General features: G+C 62.8%; 24 protein-coding genes. 17 read left to right on the top strand and 7 right to left on the bottom strand.

What is annotated here, in order from left to right; translation table 11 throughout:
- Positions 1-4 precede the first annotated feature (4 nt).
- On the top strand, positions 5-883 hold the full coding sequence (locus FHX03_RS02445; protein ID WP_097624101.1) for a cytochrome c oxidase subunit 3: 879 nt from the start codon (positions 5-7) through the stop codon (positions 881-883).
- Positions 884-1,265: 382 nt separating this feature from the next.
- Here the strand turns inward: FHX03_RS02445 and FHX03_RS02440 are convergent, their stop codons facing one another.
- Positions 1,266-1,742, bottom strand: coding sequence for a GNAT family N-acetyltransferase (locus tag FHX03_RS02440; RefSeq protein WP_183852458.1), 477 nt, complete (start codon positions 1,740-1,742; stop codon positions 1,266-1,268).
- Positions 1,742-2,383, bottom strand: a complete 642-nt coding sequence (locus tag FHX03_RS02435; protein ID WP_183852456.1) for a chloramphenicol phosphotransferase CPT family protein — start codon at positions 2,381-2,383, stop codon at positions 1,742-1,744. The genes FHX03_RS02440 and FHX03_RS02435 overlap by 1 nt, the downstream gene beginning before the upstream one ends.
- A gap of 132 nt (positions 2,384-2,515) precedes the next feature.
- Between FHX03_RS02435 and FHX03_RS02430 the strand changes: the two genes are divergently transcribed.
- The 5 genes from FHX03_RS02430 to rnhA all read left to right on the top strand — a co-directional run bounded on the left by FHX03_RS02430 (position 2,516) and on the right by rnhA (position 6,207).
- Positions 2,516-2,896, top strand: coding sequence for a DUF983 domain-containing protein (locus FHX03_RS02430; RefSeq protein WP_183777299.1), 381 nt, complete (start codon positions 2,516-2,518; stop codon positions 2,894-2,896).
- Positions 2,889-3,644, top strand: a complete 756-nt coding sequence (locus tag FHX03_RS02425; RefSeq protein ID WP_183852454.1) for an SURF1 family protein — start codon at positions 2,889-2,891, stop codon at positions 3,642-3,644. Before FHX03_RS02430 ends, FHX03_RS02425 begins: the two co-directional genes overlap by 8 nt.
- 63 nt (positions 3,645-3,707) lie before the next feature.
- Positions 3,708-4,709, top strand: coding sequence for a 4-hydroxy-3-methylbut-2-enyl diphosphate reductase (gene ispH / locus FHX03_RS02420; RefSeq protein ID WP_003588093.1), 1,002 nt, complete (start codon positions 3,708-3,710; stop codon positions 4,707-4,709).
- A gap of 80 nt (positions 4,710-4,789) precedes the next feature.
- Positions 4,790-5,755, top strand: coding sequence for a homoserine kinase (locus tag FHX03_RS02415; protein ID WP_097624105.1), 966 nt, complete (start codon positions 4,790-4,792; stop codon positions 5,753-5,755).
- A complete protein-coding gene (gene rnhA, locus FHX03_RS02410; RefSeq protein ID WP_003545999.1) occupies positions 5,752-6,207 on the top strand; it encodes a ribonuclease HI in 456 nt (151 codons plus the stop codon). Before FHX03_RS02415 ends, rnhA begins: the two co-directional genes overlap by 4 nt.
- 307 nt (positions 6,208-6,514) lie before the next feature.
- Here the strand turns inward: rnhA and FHX03_RS02405 are convergent, their stop codons facing one another.
- From FHX03_RS02405 to FHX03_RS02395, 3 genes are all read right to left on the bottom strand, one after another.
- Positions 6,515-7,585 (bottom strand): putative zinc-binding metallopeptidase, encoded by a 1,071-nt coding sequence (locus FHX03_RS02405; protein ID WP_183852452.1) that lies wholly within the window; start codon positions 7,583-7,585, stop codon positions 6,515-6,517.
- A 148-nt stretch (positions 7,586-7,733) separates the two neighbouring features.
- Entirely contained in the window at positions 7,734-7,925 is a 192-nt protein-coding gene (locus FHX03_RS02400) for a CsbD family protein (protein WP_003546001.1), read from the bottom strand.
- A 99-nt stretch (positions 7,926-8,024) separates the two neighbouring features.
- Positions 8,025-8,630, bottom strand: a complete 606-nt coding sequence (locus FHX03_RS02395) for a YqgE/AlgH family protein (RefSeq protein ID WP_017959273.1) — start codon at positions 8,628-8,630, stop codon at positions 8,025-8,027.
- A 141-nt stretch (positions 8,631-8,771) separates the two neighbouring features.
- On the opposite strand from FHX03_RS02395, the gene FHX03_RS02390 reads away from it, so the two are divergent.
- Together FHX03_RS02390 and FHX03_RS02385 are read left to right on the top strand one after the other, a co-directional pair.
- The gene (locus FHX03_RS02390; RefSeq protein ID WP_183852450.1) at positions 8,772-9,623 is read left to right on the top strand and encodes a protein-disulfide reductase DsbD domain-containing protein; all 852 of its coding nucleotides are present in this window, start codon (positions 8,772-8,774) and stop codon (positions 9,621-9,623) included.
- A gap of 94 nt (positions 9,624-9,717) precedes the next feature.
- Complete coding sequence (locus FHX03_RS02385; protein WP_130667475.1) at positions 9,718-10,203, top strand: peroxiredoxin; 486 nt, start codon at positions 9,718-9,720, stop codon at positions 10,201-10,203.
- A gap of 104 nt (positions 10,204-10,307) precedes the next feature.
- On the opposite strand, the gene FHX03_RS02380 is transcribed toward FHX03_RS02385, so the two are convergent.
- Both FHX03_RS02380 and FHX03_RS02375 read right to left on the bottom strand, forming a co-directional pair.
- On the bottom strand, positions 10,308-10,883 hold the full coding sequence (locus FHX03_RS02380; RefSeq protein WP_097624108.1) for a peroxidase-related enzyme: 576 nt from the start codon (positions 10,881-10,883) through the stop codon (positions 10,308-10,310).
- A complete protein-coding gene (locus FHX03_RS02375; RefSeq protein ID WP_183852448.1) occupies positions 10,880-11,362 on the bottom strand; it encodes a CMD domain-containing protein in 483 nt (160 codons plus the stop codon). The genes FHX03_RS02380 and FHX03_RS02375 overlap by 4 nt, the downstream gene beginning before the upstream one ends.
- A gap of 161 nt (positions 11,363-11,523) precedes the next feature.
- Here FHX03_RS02375 and FHX03_RS02370 point away from each other — a divergent pair, with 161 nt between their 5' ends.
- The 9 genes from FHX03_RS02370 (at position 11,524) to FHX03_RS02335 (ending at position 19,202) form a co-directional block, all read left to right on the top strand.
- A complete protein-coding gene (locus tag FHX03_RS02370; RefSeq protein ID WP_183852446.1) occupies positions 11,524-12,522 on the top strand; it encodes a LysR family transcriptional regulator in 999 nt (332 codons plus the stop codon).
- Positions 12,519-14,009 (top strand): NAD(P)-binding domain-containing protein, encoded by a 1,491-nt coding sequence (locus FHX03_RS02365; RefSeq protein ID WP_183852444.1) that lies wholly within the window; start codon positions 12,519-12,521, stop codon positions 14,007-14,009. The genes FHX03_RS02370 and FHX03_RS02365 overlap by 4 nt, the downstream gene beginning before the upstream one ends.
- Positions 14,002-14,742 carry an amino acid ABC transporter ATP-binding protein gene (locus tag FHX03_RS02360; protein ID WP_183852442.1) on the top strand — a complete coding sequence of 247 codons (741 nt, stop codon included), beginning with the start codon at positions 14,002-14,004 and terminating at the stop codon, positions 14,740-14,742. Before FHX03_RS02365 ends, FHX03_RS02360 begins: the two co-directional genes overlap by 8 nt.
- Positions 14,743-14,758: 16 nt before the next feature.
- Positions 14,759-15,583 (top strand): amino acid ABC transporter substrate-binding protein, encoded by an 825-nt coding sequence (locus FHX03_RS02355; protein WP_183852440.1) that lies wholly within the window; start codon positions 14,759-14,761, stop codon positions 15,581-15,583.
- A gap of 55 nt (positions 15,584-15,638) precedes the next feature.
- Entirely contained in the window at positions 15,639-16,346 is a 708-nt protein-coding gene (locus tag FHX03_RS02350) for an amino acid ABC transporter permease (protein ID WP_183852439.1), read from the top strand.
- A 19-nt stretch (positions 16,347-16,365) separates the two neighbouring features.
- A complete protein-coding gene (locus FHX03_RS02345) occupies positions 16,366-17,058 on the top strand; it encodes an amino acid ABC transporter permease (RefSeq protein ID WP_018245131.1) in 693 nt (230 codons plus the stop codon).
- Between the two features lie 400 nt (positions 17,059-17,458).
- A complete protein-coding gene (locus FHX03_RS34885) occupies positions 17,459-17,587 on the top strand; it encodes a hypothetical protein (protein WP_261315743.1) in 129 nt (42 codons plus the stop codon).
- The gene (locus FHX03_RS02340) at positions 17,584-18,333 is read left to right on the top strand and encodes a metal ABC transporter ATP-binding protein (protein ID WP_183852437.1); all 750 of its coding nucleotides are present in this window, start codon (positions 17,584-17,586) and stop codon (positions 18,331-18,333) included. The genes FHX03_RS34885 and FHX03_RS02340 overlap by 4 nt, the downstream gene beginning before the upstream one ends.
- Complete coding sequence (locus FHX03_RS02335) at positions 18,330-19,202, top strand: metal ABC transporter permease (RefSeq protein WP_183852435.1); 873 nt, start codon at positions 18,330-18,332, stop codon at positions 19,200-19,202. Before FHX03_RS02340 ends, FHX03_RS02335 begins: the two co-directional genes overlap by 4 nt.
- The last annotated feature ends 3 nt before the right edge of the window (positions 19,203-19,205 follow it).

Below are 19,205 nucleotides of genomic sequence, written 5' to 3'. Positions count from 1 at the left end.
CTACATGGCCGATGCTCATCAGAAGAATCACGACTATCACATCATCGATCCGAGCCCGTGGCCGATTCTCGCCTCGCTCGGCGCCTTCATCATGGCGATCGGCGGAGTCTGCTACATGCGCTACCTGAGCGGCGGCTCTTTCAAGCTCGCGGGCGCCGAACTCGCCAACCCCTGGCTCTTCTACATCGGCTTCGCGCTGGTGCTCTACGTCATGTATGGCTGGTGGGCCGATACGGTGAAGGAAGCCCATGAGGGCGCCCACACCCGCGTCGTCTCGCTGCACCTGCGCTACGGCATGATCATGTTCATCGCTTCGGAAGTGATGTTCTTCGTCGCCTGGTTTTGGGCCTATTTCGACGCCAGCCTCTATCCGAACGAGGCAATCCAGGCCTCGCGTCTGCTCTACACCGGCGGCACCTGGCCGCCGAAGGGCATCGAGGTTCTCGATCCCTGGCACCTGCCGATCTACAACACCGTCATCTTGCTGCTGTCGGGCACGACCGTCACCTGGGCGCACCATGCGCTGCTGCACAACGACCGCAAGGGCCTGATCCAGGGCCTGACGCTGACCGTGCTGCTTGGCATTTTCTTCTCAAGCGTCCAGGCCTATGAATATGCCCACGCACCTTTCGCCTTCAAGAATTCGATCTACGGCGCGACCTTCTTCATGGCGACCGGCTTCCACGGTTTCCACGTCCTCATCGGCACCATCTTTTTGCTGGTCTGCCTGATCCGGTCGCTGCGCGGCGATTTCACCCCGAAACAGCATTTCGGCTTCGAGGCCGCCGCCTGGTACTGGCACTTCGTCGACGTCGTCTGGCTGTTCCTGTTCTTCTGCATCTACGTCTGGGGCGGCTGGGGCGCGCCCGTCGCAGCCGGCTGACGGCAGCGATTATCCAAACAAAGGGCGGGCCTCGTGTCCGCCCTTTTTAGTAGGTGTCTCGCACACTCCGTCATCGTCGGGCTTGACCCGACGATCCATGCCACAAGCACGGAGAAGACCGATAGCATCCGACGAAAGCTGCACATCAATCTGAGATTTTTGGCGAAATCTGCCGCCGCTCCTGCCGTCTCGCGCGGCCATACCCCATGCTCCTCGCACCGGACGAGTCCATGCATGGATGCTCGGGTCAAGCCCGAGCAGGACGGAGGGTGGGGCACGATGGGCAGGAGGCGCACACTCGCCCCATGCTTCGTCATCGGCGATCCATCTTCCAGACCATCGAATTGTTGCAAGAGGCAATGCGACCTCGATCTCCAAATGCCTATCGGCGCGGGAACGAAGAATCGTCGCCAGATCCACCGCCATCATGGGATGATTGAATCTCCTTGGCCATGAGCGGACTACCTCTGTCGGCATCGACCATGGCCCAGCCAAGCTTTTCGTAGAAAGGCACAGCATCCGGCGCGGCATGGACTTCCAGCCGTTCGAGGCCGTGCTTGGCCGATAGCTTCTCAACTTCGGACATCAAAATCCGTCCGAGCCCCTGTCTCTGATATTCAGGCATGATGGCGACAAGTCGCACGACACCGGCCGCGCCATTCGACAGATCGAGGCGGACTGTACCGACAGCAAGGCCGTCTTTCCTCAGCAGGAGCGGTATATGGCGTGCTTCATGCTCATCCGGATGATTGTCATCGTAACCATCGAGCCCACGCAATTCGAAGAGCACATACCGCCGGATGGTATGATAGGCCCGCCAATCCTCGTCCTCTTTCACGGGCTGAAGTTCAATCGCCATCAGCGCCCGCCGGCGATCCGTTCGAACGCCGAAGGCTCGGGAATGCTGAGATCGAGGCGCTGGCGGATCGCTTCGGCGCATTCAAGTGCCGTCAGCACCGAAGTATCGACCTCCATGTCATAAATGCCCGGCCGGTGCACCTCGTCCTGCCAGCGCTGCACCGGCTCGGGGATCGGCACCTCCTCGGTGGCTCTTACATACAGTGTCTCGCGGCCTTCCTGCTTGAATTCCCGGCGCTGCATGATCGTTTCGATCGGACAGCGCACGCCGACGAACAGCACGGAAAAGCCGTCCAGGCGCCTGGCACAGTCGGCGAGAATGCCGAGCGGCTGCGAGTAGCTGTCATGATGGCCGAGATCGGCCACCACATTGAGGCCAAATCCGGCATGCATGGCGATCGATTCATAAAGCGCCGCATAGAGGAACGGCACCAGTTCTTCGAGCTCCGGCCGCTCGCCGCCCGGCCTCAAGCCGATGCCGGGCAGATAGCGCTCCGGCGTCATGGCATTGTAGCTGTCGACGCCGAGGTTGATCCACGGCCCCTCGAATTCGTCCTGGATTGCGCGCGCAATGCTGGATTTTCCGCTTCTGGGCGCACCGTTCAAGATAATGATCTGGCCGGCATGGTTGTCATTGGTCATCCGTCTTCTTCTTCTGTTTGGCGCGAATCACTGAGGCGAAAGCGCGCAGGCATTTCCATTCGGGATGCGAATACTTTATGGGAGAGTTAAGGCAGGATGGACTGCAGAGAAGGAATGGCCAGAAGGAATGACATGAGCGAAGACAGCGCCCATTATCCCCCCGTCGATCCGGTCAAGACAGGCATCAAGGGCTGCTGCCCGCGCTGTGGTCAGGGCAAGCTGTTCGACGGTCTGCTCGGGGTCAAGCCGCGCTGCGCCTCCTGCGGCCTCGATTATTCCTTCGCCGATGCCGGCGACGGGCCGGCCGTCTTCGTCATCCTCATCGTCGGCTTCATCGTCATCGGCATGGTGCTGTGGCTGCAGGTGAATTACGGGCCGCCGATCTGGGTGCATATTCTGCTCTTCGGTCCGCTGACCATTATCCTGTCGCTGCTGACCCTACGCTGGTTCAAAGGCATCCTGATCGCCATGCAATACCGCCACAATGCCCGCGAAGGACGCCTGAGTGACTGAAATAGAGCATGCCATGCCGCGCCGCCGGCTGCCCGTCATCACTGGCATCCTGGTGCTGATCGCCCTTGCCATCCTGATTTCGCTCGGCACCTGGCAGGTGGAACGTCTCCATTGGAAAGAGGGCCTGCTCGCCGATATCGCCGCGCGGCAAGTGGCCGCCCCCATGCCGCTTGCCGATATCGAGGCGATGGCGGCAAGCGGCGGCGATATCGAATATCGCAAGGTCACCGTCACCGGCCGTTATATCAACAACAAGGAGCGCCACTTCTTCGCCACCTGGCGCGGCCAGACCGGCTTCTATGTCTATACCCCCCTGGAGCTTGCCGACGGGCGCGCGCTCCTGGTCAATCGCGGCTTCGTTCCCTATGAGAACAAGGAGCCCGAAATGCGCATGCAGGGCCAGCTGACGGATCAGCAGACCGTCACCGGTCTCGCCCGCGAAAAACTTCCCGGCAAACCTTCCTGGGTGGTGCCCGACAACGATATTGCCAAGAACATCTTCTATTGGAAGGATCTCGACGTCATGGCCGAAAGCGTCGGGCTGGAGAAGGCCCGCGTCATTCCGTTTTTCGTCGATGCCGACTCAACTCCCAATCCGGCCGGCCTGCCGATCGGCGGCGTTACCCAGGTGGATCTGCCGAACGACCATCTGCAATATGCCTTCACCTGGTATGGGCTTGCCGCCGTGCTTGTTGCCGTGGTGGGGATCTCCTGGTTTCGCAAGCCGGGCAAGCAGCCGGCGCAATAGTATCGCTTCAAATTCCACCTATATTGGGCTAGAGGTCCCTAAATCTCTCAATCCGGAACAGACATGAATATTGCGGCGAAACCTCCCTTGACGATCAGGCTCTGTGGGCCGCGCGGCTTCTGCGCCGGCGTCGACCGCGCCATCCAGATCGTCGTGCTGGCGCTGAAATCCTATGGCGCGCCTGTCTATGTGCGCCACGAGATCGTCCACAATCGCTATGTCGTCGAGGGGCTGGAGGCCAAGGGCGCCGTCTTCGTCGAGGAGCTGGACGAAATCCCGGCCGAGCATCGCGCCCAGCCGGTGGTCTTCTCCGCCCATGGCGTGCCTAAATCCGTGCCGGAGGATGCGGTAAGCCGCAATCTCTTCTATCTCGACGCCACCTGCCCGCTGGTCTCCAAGGTCCACAAGCAGGCGATGCGCCACAATCGCCTCGGCCGCCATGTCGTTCTGATCGGCCATGCCGGCCACCCCGAAGTGATCGGCACGATGGGCCAGCTGCCCGAGGGTTCGGTGTCGCTGATCGAGACGATCGAGGATGCCGACGCCTATATTCCTGTCGACGCCGACAATCTCGGTTACGTCACACAGACGACGCTGTCGGTCGACGATACGGCCGGCGTCATCGCCCGCCTGCAGGAGCGTTTTCCCAATCTGACGGCGCCGGCGGCCGACTCGATCTGTTATGCGACGACCAACCGCCAGGAAGTGGTGAAGCAGGCGGCCCCCGGCTGCGATCTCTTCATCATCGTCGGCGCGCCGAATTCCTCCAATTCCAAGCGCCTCGTCGAAGTGGCGCTGAGGGCAGGGGCGAAGAAATCGATCCTGGTACAGCGCGCCGCCGAACTCGACTGGGACGAAATCGGTGCGATTTCGACGCTCGGCCTTTCCGCCGGCGCCTCCGCCCCCGAGGTCATCGTCAACGAGATCATCGAGGCCTTCCGCGCCCGCTTCGACGCCCGTGTCGAGCTGGCCGAAACGGTGCAGGAGACCGAGAATTTCCTGGTCAACCGCGAATTGCGCAGCATCGAGCTGACGGCGGCCGACATGGCCTTCGTCAACGGCTGATCCCCAGACGGAAACCCCATCGACGCCGGATGGTCGATCCGGCGGCCCAATCACCGCAATGCATGAAGGCGAGACCTCACTTGGCAGTCTATACCGATATCGCCGAAGACGATCTGAAGTGGTTCCTGACGGAGTATGACGCCGGCACGCTGCTTTCCTACAAGGGCATCGCCGAAGGCGTCGAAAACTCCAATTTCCTGCTGCATACCTCCAAGGACCCGCTGATCCTGACGCTCTATGAGAAGCGCGTCGAAAAGACCGATCTGCCCTTCTTCCTCGGGCTCATGCAGCATCTCTCGGCCCGCGGCCTTTCCTGCCCGCTGCCGCTGCCGCGCCGCGACGGCGCGCTGCTCGGCTCGCTCTCCGGCCGCCCGGCGGCGCTGATCTCCTTCCTCGAAGGCATGTGGCTGCGGAAACCTGAGGCCAAACATTGCCGCGAAGTCGGCCGGGCGCTGGCCGAAATGCATGTCGCTGGCGATGGTTTCGAATTGAAGCGCCCGAACGCGCTGTCGATCGACGGCTGGCAAACGCTCTGGGAGAAATCCGAGGCGCGCGCCGACGAGGTCGAGGCCGGCCTGCAGGACGAGATCCGCGGCGAACTCGATTTCCTCGCCGCCGCTTGGCCGAAGGGCCTGCCTGCCGGCGTCATCCATGCCGACCTCTTCCCGGACAACGTCTTCTTCCTTGGCGACGCGCTCTCCGGCCTGATCGATTTCTATTTCGCCTGCAACGACCTGCTCGCCTATGACGTCTCGATCTGCCTGAATGCCTGGTGTTTCGAAAAGGACGGCGCTTATAACATCACCAAGGGCACGGCGATGCTCGAGGGTTACCAGAGCGTGCGCCCGTTGAGCAACGAAGAGATCGCCGCTCTGCCGGTGCTGTCGCGCGGCGCGGCGCTGCGCTTCTTCCTGACACGGCTCTATGACTGGCTGACGACGCCTGAAGGCGCCATGGTCACCAAGAAGGACCCGCTCGAATATCTGCGCAAGCTGCGCTTCCACCGCCAGGTCGGCTCGGCCGCCGAATATGGATTGAGCCTATGAAACACGTCGATATCTTCACCGACGGCGCCTGCTCCGGCAATCCCGGCCCCGGCGGCTGGGGCGCGGTGCTGCGTTATGGCGACGTCGAAAAGGAGCTTTGCGGCGGCGAGGCGGATACGACCAACAATCGCATGGAGCTGCTGGCGGCGATCTCGGCGCTATCGGCCTTGAAGAGCCCTTGCGAGGTCGACCTCTATACCGATAGCGCCTACGTCAAGGACGGCATCTCCAAGTGGATTTTCGGCTGGAAGAAGAACGGCTGGAAGACCGCCGACAAGAAGCCGGTGAAGAATGCCGAGCTCTGGCAGGCGCTGGAGGCGGCCCGTGACCGCCACAAGGTGACGCTGCACTGGGTCAAGGGCCACGCCGGCCACCCGGAAAACGAACGCGCCGATGAACTGGCGCGCCGGGGCATGGAGCCGTTCAAGAAGGGCAAGGCGGTTTCGTTTTAGAAAGCCGCCTAGGGGTAGGATTGCATTTCCCCTTGCTCCCTTGAGCTTCTGACAGGCGAACGACGAATGCGACATTGCCACGATTCCCTTCTCCCCAGCGGGGAGAAGATGCCGGCAGGCAGATGAGGGGGTGAGCGGCGAAGCCGCGAATGCGCTGCGCGTGAGCGAACAGCAATCATAAAACTGTTGCCGTGTGGCCCCTCATCCGACCATTCGGGCAACCTTCTCCCCGCTGGGGAGAAGAGGGCGCAAGCGCCACCCGCGACGTGCACCCCGCAAAGTGCTCTGACCTCTCTCACCCCACCCGCTACGGCGCCGTCGCAGCCCCCTGGATCAGCCGGTGCAGATATTCGAGCTTGGCGACGACCGGCGAGGACAGCACGAAGGGGTAGGAGTCCGGCTGGCCCATGCTGCGCTGGATGGCGTTGATTGCCAGGCTGAGCGGCACCCAGGCGCTGACCAACTGCTCGGCGCTGCCTGCCCGGTAGGGGAGGAAATCCACCTCGCCGGCGATTTCCTCGTGGCCGCGCGGATCGATAGCGATGCCGAAGGCGCGGGCGGTTTCGAGCGTGTCGACGATGTGGAGGTAATGGGCGAAACATTCGGCGAAATCCTCCCATGGATGGGAGGCCGCATAGGCGCTGATGAAATTATCCTGCCATCCCAAGGGGGCGCCGCCGGCATAATGGTTCTGGAGGGCTGTCGCATAGTCCTGCCGTTCGTCGCCGAAGACGGCGCGGAAATCGGCAAGGCCGCCCCGATCGCGCACCAGCTTGTTCCAGATGAAATGGCCGGCTTCGTGGCGGAAATGGCCAAGCAACGTGCGATAGGGTTCGTTCATCGAACTGCGCGCCTGTTCGCGCGTGGCATCGTCGGCCTCGGCGGCGCGGATGGTGATCAGGCCTTCCTCATGGCCGGTCATGGCCGGCACGATATAACCGTTGCTCTCTATCGAATCCTCGAGAAAATCGAAGACCAGGCCGCCTTGCGGGTCTTGCTCCCGATCGGGATGCGGCAGCTTCCAGCGCAGCAGCGAATAAAACAAATGACGCTGCGCCTGGCTGATGCGCCGCCAGCGATCGATGCCGTCCTGGGTATCGGTGTTCGGAACCAGCCGGTTATGCCGACAGGCAACGCAGAATTCACTCTCGCCGTCACCGTCCACCAGCCAGTTGCAGATATCGAGGCCGGCATTGGCGCAGAAGCGGACGTCGCGATCGGGATTGGAAACGAGCTGCCAGAGTGTCTCGTCGCGCGGCTCCAGCGCATGCATCGCCAGATCGCCGGGCAGGAAGCCGAGGCGATGGTTGCAGCGCACGCATCGCCGGTTGTCGAAGTGGACGACCTGATCGCAGTTGTCGCAGGCAAAAAGTTTCATCGTATCTATCTCTGCAGATCATGAGGGTGACGGATTAAAAATGCCTGCCGCGCGAGGGCGCAGCAGGCATGGTGACAAAGGATGAGCGTCTACTGCGCATTCCTTAAATTGGAAGCACAGCGTCCTTTGCGCGTCTTAGTGCTGTCGCTCAGAGCCGATCGACGGCGCCCTTGAGCTTGTCCTTGACCTTGCCGGTTGCGACTTGTCCCTTGCCCTTGGCCTCCTGGACGGCGCCCTTGGCCTGCATCTCGCGATCGTCCGTCGCCTTGCCGACGGCCTGCTTGGTCTTGCCGGCAATTTCGTTTGCCTTGCCGGAAATCTTGTCGCTGGTGCTACCCATAAGTGATGTCTCCTTGGTCGGCATGGGCCTTTTGTCCATGCTTGCCGAAATGAAACGTCACTCTTGGCTATTCGTTCCCGCTGCCGTCAGCCCAGCCTTTCAGGCATGGCCGGCTTCGGCCGAAAGCATCGCAGCGGTCACGCCCATGCCGGCGAGCGCCCGCTCGTATTTGTCATCGAGGCTGCGGTCGAAGATCAGTTCCTCATTGGCCGGGCAGGTGAGCCAGCCATTGTTGACGACCTCGCTTTCGAGCTGGCCGGCCGACCAGGAGGAATAGCCGAGCAGCATCGTCGCCCGCGTCGGCCCATCGCCCTTGGAGATGGCGCGGACGATATCGAGCGTCGCCGTCAGGCAGATGTCGTCGCTGACGGGGATGCTGGAGTCGCTGGAATAATCGTCCGAATGCAGCACGAAGCCGCGGCCGCTTTCCACTGGGCCGCCGGTCTGGATCGGGAAATCGCGCGCCCGCTTCGGCAGCACGATCGAATCTTCCTGCTTGATCATGTCGAGATGCAGCAGCACATCGGTGAAGGTGAGGCTCTGAGGACGGTTGATGACGAAGCCCATGGCGCCGGCATCCGAATGCGCGCAGATGTAAATCACGGTGCGCGCAAAATTGCGGTCTTCCATGCCCGGCATGGCGATGAGGAACTGGCCATCGAAGAAGCCACGTTCCCGTCTGTTCTTCAGCGTCAATAAGGACATCGTTCCTCCTGCTGCTAGACCGCACCAAGGCCTCGACAAAAGAAACATGGGCCAATGTCACACATCAATCAACTGAAAATGAAGATTTAAATCGCCGCGACTTCTGGCGGCCAAACAGCACATTCGGTAAACCTTTGTTCCATGATGATTATTTCCTCAGGCCCGCGCAGGCTTTTAATCGCGGTTGTATCGGTGGCCGCAGCCCTTGTGCCGTTTTATTCCGCCCATGCGGAAATGAGCCCCTGGGCGGACAACGAGGGCGGCCGCATGCGCCTCGTGGGGCTGGCGCCCGATGCCGCCGGCAAAATCCGCGCCGCTCTTCAGATCGAGCCGAAACCCGGTTGGATCACCTATTGGAAAGAGCCAGGCGGCAATGGCATTCCGCCCCAGATCACCATCGCGGCGGGCAGTGGCGTCACGCTCGAAACCATCGCCTATCCCGTTCCGAAGCATTTTTTCAACGGCGCGATCGAGGATATCGCCTATGACGCGCCGGTGACGCTGCCGCTGTCGCTGACGGCGGCCGGCAAAGGCCCGGTTACGATCGACGCCTCAGCCTTCATCGGCATCTGCAAGGATATCTGCATTCCCTTCCAGGCGGATTTGCAGCTGAAGCTTGGCCCCGCCATCCAGTCGCACCCGCAGGAGGAGGCGATCCTTGAGGCTGCCGATGCGAGGCTGCCGAAGCCGCCATCGCCGGATTTCGACGTGACGGCGCATGCGATGTCGCCCGATAGGAAGACGCTGTCGCTGACGCTCGCTTTGCCGGGCAGGGGGCCGGGCGAGGGCAAGGCCGCGCCCGATATCATCGTCACCGGCCCGAGCGGCTATGCCTTCACCAAGCAGATCGGCGGCAAACGCGACGGCGCCACCTTCAAGGTCGATGTATCAATCGGCAAGCTGCCGAAAGATTACGACATATCCGGCAAGCGCTGGGGCGTGCTGGTCATCGACGGCGAAAGGGCGATGGAGACCACACTTGCCTTTCAATGATGGGCTCCTATAGTCGCCTCGATCCCCTGCTGCGCCCGCCGCCAAGCAGAACCCCAAAGCCGGAAACCCCCAAGCCAGAACCAAGGAGAACACCATGACCATCGCGATCGGCGACAAGCTTCCTGCCGCCACCTTCAAGGAAAAGACGGCTGACGGCCCGGTCGAAATCACCACCGATCAGCTCTTTGCCGGCAAGCGCGTCGTGCTCTTTGCCGTGCCGGGCGCCTTCACGCCGACCTGCTCGCTGAACCACTTGCCGGGTTATCTCGAAAATCGCGACACCATCCTTGGCAAGGGCGTCGACGACATCGCCGTTGTATCAGTCAACGACTGGCACGTGATGGGCGCCTGGGCGCAATCCTCCGGCGGCATAGGCAAGATCCACTTCCTCGCAGATTGGGATGCCGGCTTCACCAAGGCCGTCGGCCTCGACGCCGACCTCTCCGCCGGCGGCCTCGGCCTCCGCTCCAAGCGCTATTCGATGCTGGTGGAAGACGGCGTAGTGAAAGCCCTCAACGTCGAGGAAAGCCCCGGCCAGGCAACGGTCTCGGGTGCTGCCGCGATGCTGGAACAGCTCTGAGCTTCCGTTGCTGATGGATGAAGGGCGGCCATTCGGTCGCCCTTTTCGCTTGTGTGACCGGCTCGCTCTCGGGCGGCCAAGTTGCAGCGCGATTGTGACGCGCTTTAGTCCTTCATCGGCTCACCGAGCGTATGCATCAGCCGGTTCGCCCAGCCGAAGATGGCCGACGAGAGGACGAGATCGAGAGCCTCCAACTCGTCGAGCCCGACGTCTGCCAGCGCCTGCGCGTCGGACGCGACCGCCTTGGGCGGTGTGGTCGACAGTCGGGCTGAGAAGTCGAAGATTGCCTGGAGGTGCTCGTCGAGCGTCGCCTCGAGACCGTCGGCGAATACGGCCTCGATGACATCAGTGCGTTTTGTCAGATTGTTGAACCGGGAGGCATGGACGGCCGCGCAGTAGACGCAGCGGTTGACGACGGAGGCCGCGACCGCGCCCAGTTCGCGCTCGCTCGCCGCCAGTCCGTCCTTGCCGTACATGATCAGGTTGAACAGCGGCGAGCGGACCGCGAGCGTCTCGGGGTCGTGCGCCAGGGTCAGCACATAGGGCGAGATGCCCTTGTTCGATGGCGTCGTCTGCATCGCTGCATGCTGCTCGTCGGTAGCTGTCGCGAAATCGACCGGAACGACATAGGGCTGCCAGCGCGGCACCGTGGTGGTGAAGGTGTGGACGACCTCGCTCATCGCATCTCTCCCAGCAGCTTCAGGCCGGCGAGAACCCGCACCTGGTAATTGACGAAAGCCGCAAGCTCCGTGAGCCGGACGATGTCGGCGTCGGTGACGCCGACCTGAGCCAATGCCTCGACATGGGCACGCGTGGCATCGCGCGGCGCGAGCGTCAGCCGGTCGGCATGACGAACGATCTCCGCAGTGCGCGGGTCCGTCACATTCGTGTCGGGCTCGGCGAGCAAGGCTGTCGCCGCTTCGCCGGCGCGGGCAACGAGCGTGTCGTAGTGGCTTGCGAGCGCCGGGCTGCGGTTGTGGCGCGCCATGCGGGCGGCGAGCGCGGCCCTCAGGCCGTGGGACAGTCCGCCGGGATCGCGTGGCAGAAGCACGGCGTCGTGGGCCGCTTCAGTGAGACGCAGGATTTCCGCGCGTTTCCCCACGGCTTCCGCGAGGGCTGAACCCGGGCTCACGGAGGCAAGAGTTTCGATGAGTGTCAAAACAAGCTCCTCAAGACGTCAAAGGACATAAGCCCTAGGTAGGCCTGACGCCTCATTATGTCAAATTGGAATGATAAACAGCAGTCGATGTGAATTTTTTATCTATTTCCCGTCGTCAAATGAGAATTGTCATGCTTTACTGACATGAAGGAGAGTGTTTGATGTCCACTATGCATTCTAACTCTTTCGATATAAGGCAACTTGAAGCCTTCGCAGCGGTGATGTCCGCCGGTAGCGTGACCGGGGCGGCAAGGTTGCTTGGACGATCGCAGCCGGCGGTCACGCGGCTGATCCAGGATCTGGAAGCCGATATCGGCTATGCGCTGCTGCATCGAAGCGGCCCGCGCATCAGCCCGACCGCGCGCGGTCTGCTCTTTCATGCCGAGGTGGAGCGCCATCTGGCGAGCCTCGCCCACATCCGCGAACGGGCGAATGCCATCGGTCTCGATGAGCCGCCGTCGCTGACGATCGCGGCCACGCCTTCACTTGCGGCCGGCGTTCTGCCCCAGGCGATCGCGGCCGTCTCGCCGGACCTGATACCGCGTCATCTCCATGTGCAGGCGCTGGCGGCCGAGAACGTCGTGCAGGCGGTACTCGCCCGCTCGGCGGACTTCGGGATCTCAAGCCTGCCGCTGGAACATCCCGGCCTCGACGTGCACTGGATTGCCGAAGCGCCGTGTGTCGTTGCGCTCGCCGCCAACGATCCACTCGCCAACGATGACATGGTGCGCCTTTCCGATCTCGCCGAGCGCCGCATCATCACGCTCGCCAATCCCTACCGCCTGCGGCACCGTATCGACGAAGCGCTGGAGCGGGTAGGCGTCGCGCCGGAACGGATGATCGACGTCAACGCCTCGCTGACGGCGCTCACCATGGTCCGGGCCGGACTGGGGGCGGCCATCGTCGAGCCGGCAACGGTCTCCGGCGTTCCGCTCGAGGGGATCGTGATGCGCGTCCTCGACCACACCATCCCCTTCCTGTTTGGCGCCATCTCGCCGGCCGCGATGCCGCTGACCCCGACGGTCGCCGCCGTCATTGATGCGGCGCGCGCGGTGGCCCTGGCGATGCCCGGTTGCCGGCTGCATGACGCAGGCGGCGTCGAAGCCTTGGCCGACACCGTCTATGGCGGCAGCCCGATGACCGAGGACGTACCGTCATGAGCGACCTCTCGACCTTTCCGAACAGTCTCGAGGCCCTCGAGGCACGCCTGCGGCAGGATCTCGCCTGGCTGGAGCTGCCGGCCAAGTCCTGGGTTCCGCCCCGCATCGTCGATGGCCAAGGAGTGGTCGACGTCGTGATCATCGGTGCTGGTATGGCCGGGCTCGTGGCCTCCGCCATGCTGAAGCGGCTCGGCGTCGCCAACCACGTCGTTCTCGACAAGGCGCCTGCCGGAAGCGAGGGGCCGTGGGTCACCTTCGCCAGGATGCGAACCCTTCGCTCTCCCAAGCAACTGACCGGGCCGGCGATGGGGCTGCCGGCGCTGACCTTCCGCGCTTATTACGAGGCGCTGCACGGCCGCGATGCCTGGGCAGCACTCGACAGGGCGCCGCGTGAGACATGGATGGACTACCTGGTGTGGTATCGGCGCGTGCTTGACCTGCCGGTGCGCAATGGGGTCGCCGTCGATGCCATTCGTCCGCGCGCCGACGGCCTGCTCGACGTCGCCTGCCGTCACGATGGCCGGACCGAAACGGCAATCGCGCGCCACGTGGTGCTGGCGACGGGCCGGGACGGCCTGGGCGGCCCCTTCGTGCCGCCGATCGCCAATGACGTCGATCGCAAGTTCTGGGCTCACACCGCCGACGAAATCGATTTCACCGCATTGCGCGGCAAGCGGGTTGGCGTCGTCGGCGCCGGCGCCTCGGCGATGGACAACGCCGCCACCGCGCTCGAGGCAGGCGCCGCCCGGCTTGACCTGTTCGTGCGCAGGACCGACCTGCCACGGATCAACAAATTCACCGGCATCGGCAGCCAGGGCGTGGTGCACGGCTTCGCCGGTCTGCCGGATGACTGGAAGTGGCGCTTTCTCGACTACGCCATGCGCTCGCAGACGCCGCCGCCGCGTCCGAGCGTCTTGCGTGTCAGCGCATTCCCGCAGGCCCATCTCCATCTCGCAAGCCCGATCAACCGGCTGCAACAGCAAGACGATCATATCGTCGTGACGACGCCGAAAGGCAGCTATCCCGTCGATTTCCTGATCTTCGGCACCGGCTTCAAGGTCGACCTGACGAACCGGCCGGAACTTGGCCCCGTCGCATCCCATATCCGTCTGTGGCGCGACCGCTTTCCCGTACCCGCGGACATGCGAAACGACGAGCTTGAAACCTCGCCGGACCTCGGCGACGCGTTCGAGTTCCTCGAGGTTGAGCCGGGCGCCTGCCCGGCGCTGGCCCGCATCCACTGCTTCAATTTCCCGGCCACCCTCAGCCACGGCAAACTCACGGGCGATATTCCCGCGATCAGCGAAGGCGCCGACCGGCTTGCCCGCGGCATCGTCAGGGCGTTGTTCGTCGCCGACCGCGAGCGTCATTTCTCCGACCTCCAGGCGTTCGACACGCCCGAATTGCTCGGAGACGAGTGGGCTGACGACGAGACCACGACGCTTTCCGACCTATCTGCCGAAAGGACACCGACCCGAAATGCTTGAGCTCAAAGATCTAAAGCTGTCCTACGGCAACACCCAGGTCCTGAACGGTGTCGATCTCTCGGTGAACCGCGGCGACGTGGTGTCGATCATCGGCCCCAGCGGCACCGGCAAGACAACATTGCTGAAGTGCATCAACTATCTGGCCAAGCCCGCCTCCGGCACGATCGCCTTCGATCAGGTCAGGATGGACTACCGGAAGCCGGACAGCACCGCGGTCCAGGCGATCCGGCTGCGGACAGCGATGGTCTTCCAGCAGTTCAACGTCTTCAAGAACATGACCGTCATTCAGAACGTGATGGATCCGCTCGTCGTCGTGCAGCGCAAGTCGAAGGAGGAGGCGCGTTCGATCGCTTTGCAGGAGCTTGAGCGGGTGGGGCTTTCGAACAAGGTCGACAGCTACCCGTCCCAGCTGTCTGGCGGCCAGCTGCAGCGAACGGGCATTGCGCGGGCGCTGGCCGTGAAGCCGGATGTCATGCTCTTCGACGAACCGACGTCGTCGCTCGACCCCGAACTCGTCGGCGAGGTTTTGAAGGTGATCAGGGACGTCACGTCGTCAGGCATCACCTCGCTCCTCGTCACCCACGAGATGCAGTTCGCAAAGAACATCTCGAACCGCATCGTCTTCATGGATCGGGGCGTCGTCGCCGCTCAAGGCAGCCCTGCCGAGATCTTCGACACGCCCTCCAACCCGCGCCTTGCCCAGTTCCTGAATTCCGAACACTCCATCCAGTAAAGAAAGGATGCCTGTCATGCCTTCCATCAAGTCGACTTCCCGCCGCACCTTCGGCCTCGCTGTCGCCGGCGTTGCCTTGGCCCTCGCAACAGCGGGCGTATCGCATGCCGAGGACGTGCGCACCATCAAGATCGCCACGGCTGCCGAATCCAAGCCGCTCTCGTGGGGTGCCATCGGCGTCGAGCCGCAGGGTTACGAACCCGACGTCCTGAAGGCGATCAACGCCAAGCTGCCCCAGTACAAATTCGAGATGGAGGGTGCAGCCGACATCGCTCAGGAGACCGGCCTTGCGACCGGAAAATACGACATCGCGACCGGCGGCTACTACCGGGCGCCCGCTCGTGAAAAGCAGTTCCTCATTCCCGAGAGTCCGATCGGCGCCAGCCTGATCAAGATCTACAGCCGCAAGGATAGCGGCATCAACGAGATGAAGGATCTGGTCGGCAAGAAGATCGTGCCGGTGACGGCCGGCGGCGGCATCTACAAATTCGCCACCGCCTGGCAGGAAAAGAACCCCGACTTCAAGATCGAGATCACGGCCTCCAGCGCCGGCATTCCCTATCCGGATCGCCTGAAAGAGGTCGAGAACGGCAAATACGACGCGCTGGTTCTGCCGTCGAACCTCGGCGAGCAGACGGTCATCGACCAGCAGAAGCTCAACGTCAAGGCAAGCGAGCCGGTCGCGATCAACAACACCTTCGTGCTGATCCATCGCTCCGAGGAGAACAAGGCGCTCTCTGCAGACATCGACAAGGCTCTGAAGGAGCTCAAGGCCGACGGCACGCTCGCCAAGCTCTCGCAGAAATGGTTCGGCGAGGACATCACCACCTACATGAAGTAACGCCCAAGGCAGGGCCGACGATCAAGGCTGAATTTGAAACAAGGAGTGTTCCAAAGTGGACCTTTCCATCATGATCCCCGAGCTGCTCAAGGCATTGCCGCTGACGCTTGCGATCACGTTCACGGCCATGATCGCCGGCTTACTGCTGGCGCTGATTGCGACGACGTTCCGGGTGCGCAGGATACCGGTTCTCAGCCAGCTGGCTGACCTCTACGTGTCCTATGCCCGGAGCGTCCCCGTCGTGCTGCAACTGTTCGTCGCCTTCTACGGACTGCCGCTGGTCGTCGCTCTGTTCGAGGTCGAGGACTTCGTGTCCCCGAATGTCGCGGCGATCGTCGGCCTCAGCCTCTACCATGGAGGCTATCTTTCCGAGGTTCTGCGGCCAGCCTACCTCGCCGTAGAACGCGGTCAGCATGACGCCGCCGACAGTCTCGGATACACCTTCCTTCAGAAGATCCTTCGTGTCGTCGGACCCCAGGCGGTGCACATCGCCCTGCCAGGCTACGGCAATTCGATCATCTACCTCATCCACAACGTCGCACTCGTGATGTACATCGGCGCCGCGGATGTCATGGCGACCGCCCATCTCGTCATGGAGCGCGACTACAATCAGTACCAGTTCGAGACCTACCTTGTGCTGGCGGTGATCTATTCGCTGCTATGCCTCGTGGCATGGATGGTCGTGCGCTTTTTCGAAACGCGAAACGCAAAGTTTGCGCCCAATACCGCACTGGCCAAGGCCACCATGATGGCAAGCGTCTGATCGAATAGGAGGTCATCACATGTTCGATTCCGAAGTCCTTCTGCCCGATCTCTGGGACATCCTCGGCGCGGTCCCGGTGACGCTCGCCATGGCGCTTGGCATCTTCGTCTTTTCTACGATCGTCGGCAGCCTTTTTGCGATGGTGGAATACCGGCGGGTCCCGCTGCTTCGGGAACTGGTCGTCGCCTACAAGGTCGTCTTCAAGGGCGTTCCGATGGTGATTGTGATCTTCCTCGCCTATTACGGCCTGCCGCCGACGCTGCAGTTCCTGACCTCGCTCGTCGGCATCGACTATAACGGCCACTCGACGCCGAACTGGATCACGCTCATCGTCGCCCTGACCGCCTGCGTCGCAGCCTTCCAGGCGGAAGTCGTGAAGGGCGCCCTCAACTCCTTCGACAACGGTCAGGCCGATGCGGCCTACTCCCTGGGCTACAAGCGCAGCCAGGTGTTCCGCCGGGTGATGCTGCCGCAGGTCATCGTCGCGGCCATCCCGGATCTTGCCAACTCCATCATGGTGATCATGAAGGCGCTGTCGCTGGGATTTGCCATCGAGGTCGTCGACATCTTCGCGCAGTCACAGCTGACCGCGGCGCTGAACTTCTACTATCTCGAAGCCTTCCTGATCGCCGTCGTCATCTACATGGTGATCGCCTATCTCGTCACCTACGCCGCCGACCGGATGGAACGGGCGCTGAGGGTATGGGCATAGGGGCGGTTCGCCCTTTCTCGAGCGCGCTGCAGGGGTCAGGATTTCCACAGCCGTTTCGGCATGTAGCGGCCATCCGCGACAGCGAACTTTCGCTTCGGGCTCGATGCGCCATCCGCTGCGCCGGCGGGGAGTTTGGCAGAAACGCATCCCAAACCTCCGTCACCCCAGGCCCTGAGCCTGGGATCCATGCCCGGTGCTGATGGAGGCGAGAGAGGATCCTCGGGGTGGGGTGGCTTCTGAAGCAAGGACAGCGGAGCGCTGCAACTACGAGCATCCTGACAGATAAAGGGCGACCGTTTATCGCCCTTTCCAATTGTGTGAATAACCGCGTGCTCCTCGCCTCATTCTCGCCGCAATCGTTATAACATAACTGTAATGTTATTACATTGTAGGATGCGCCATGCCCCCGAGCCCCGATCGCCCCTCCGTCAGCCTGCTGGGACAGTCGGCTTTATCTAGGGTGATCGGCATGGCGCTGGTCATTGCCGTGCTCTGGCTGGCGATCCACTGGGCGGTTCTGCTGCCATGACGCCGCTGATCCGTCTGGAGAATTTGACCGTCGCCTATAACAGGCACCCCGCCGTCCATCATGTCTCCGGCGCCTTCGCCTCGGGCAGCCTGACGGCGATCGCCGGGCCGAACGGGGCGGGCAAGTCGACGCTGCTGAAGGCGATCATGGGCGAGCTTCGCCCCGCCGAAGGCAGGGTCGAGCACCGGCTGGGACGGGCGGAATTTGGTTACCTCCCGCAGGCGGCGGAGATCGACCGCCGCTTTCCGATCTCGGTCATCGATACCGTCATGCTCGGCGCCTGGAAGAAGACGGGCGCCTTCGGCCGCATCGCGCCCGCCGAGATGAAAAGGGCAGGCGAGGCGCTCTCCGCCGTCGGCCTCGAAGGCTTCGGCCGCCGCCATGTCGGGTCGCTGTCGGCCGGCCAGTTCCAGCGCGTGCTCTTTGCCCGCCTGCTGTTGCAGGATGCCGGCACCATCCTGCTCGACGAGCCGTTTACAGCGATTGATGCCCGCACGACCAGGGACCTCATCGATATCGTCACCCGCTGGCACGGCGAGGGCCGCACGGTGATCGCCGTGCTGCACGATTTCGAACTCGTCCGCGCCCATTTCCCGCAAACCCTGCTGCTTGCCCGCGAACTTGTCGGCTGGGGTGCGACCGCAGACGTCATGTCCTCCGTCAATCTCCTGAAGGCGCGCGCCATGGCCGAGCGCTGGGACGAGGATGCGAATGCCTGCGCACCCGAAGAGGCGCCGGCGGCATGACGGCCTACGATCTCTTCCTCGCGCCCTTTGCCGATTACGGTTTCATGCGCCGCGCGCTCGTCGCCTGCCTCTGCCTCGGGCTCGGCTCCGGCCCGATCGGCGTCTTCCTGATGCTGCGGCGCATGAGCCTGATGGGCGACGCGATGAGCCATGCCGTGCTGCCGGGTGCGGCGATCGGTTACCTCGTCGCCGGCTCCTTGTCGCTGACGGCGATGGGCCTCGGCGGCCTCATCGCCGGCCTGTCGGTGGCGCTGCTGTCCGGCGCCGTCAGCCGGATGACCGTGCTGCAGGAAGATGCAAGCTTTGCCAGCTTCTATCTCGCCTCGCTGGCGCTCGGCGTGCTGATTGTCTCGCTACGCGGCTCGAATATCGATCTCCTGCATGTGCTCTTCGGCACCATCCTGGCGATCGATGCTCCCGCCCTTTACCTGATCGGCGCGATCACCTCGCTGACGCTCGTCATCCTCGCCTTCGTCTACCGGCCTTTGGTGGCCGAATGCTTCGATCCGGGTTTTCTGCGCGCCGTCGGCGGGCGCGGGCCGGTCTATCACGTGCTCTTCCTGCTGCTCGTGGTGCTGAACCTCGTCGCCAGCTTCCAGGCGCTCGGCACGCTGATGGCGGTCGGCCTGATGATGCTGCCGGCAGCCGTCGCCCAGCTCTGGTCGCGCAGTCTGCCGGTGATGATGGCGATATCAGCCGCAAGTGCCGCCGCATCCGGCTATCTCGGCCTGATCGCCTCCTACCATCTCGAACTCGCCTCCGGCCCGACGATCATCATGACGGCGGCGATCCTCTACGGCCTTTCTATTCTTTTCGCGCCCTCCGGCCTGGCCCGGCGCTTCTTTCCCCGCCCGCATTTGAAGGGCTGATCC

Source organism: Rhizobium sp. BK456 (assembly GCF_014194045.1).
Classification (GTDB): Bacteria; Pseudomonadota; Alphaproteobacteria; order Rhizobiales; family Rhizobiaceae; genus Rhizobium; species Rhizobium redzepovicii.
Note: the sequence above shows the minus strand (reverse complement) of the source record. Positions and strands in the feature narration are given on the sequence as shown.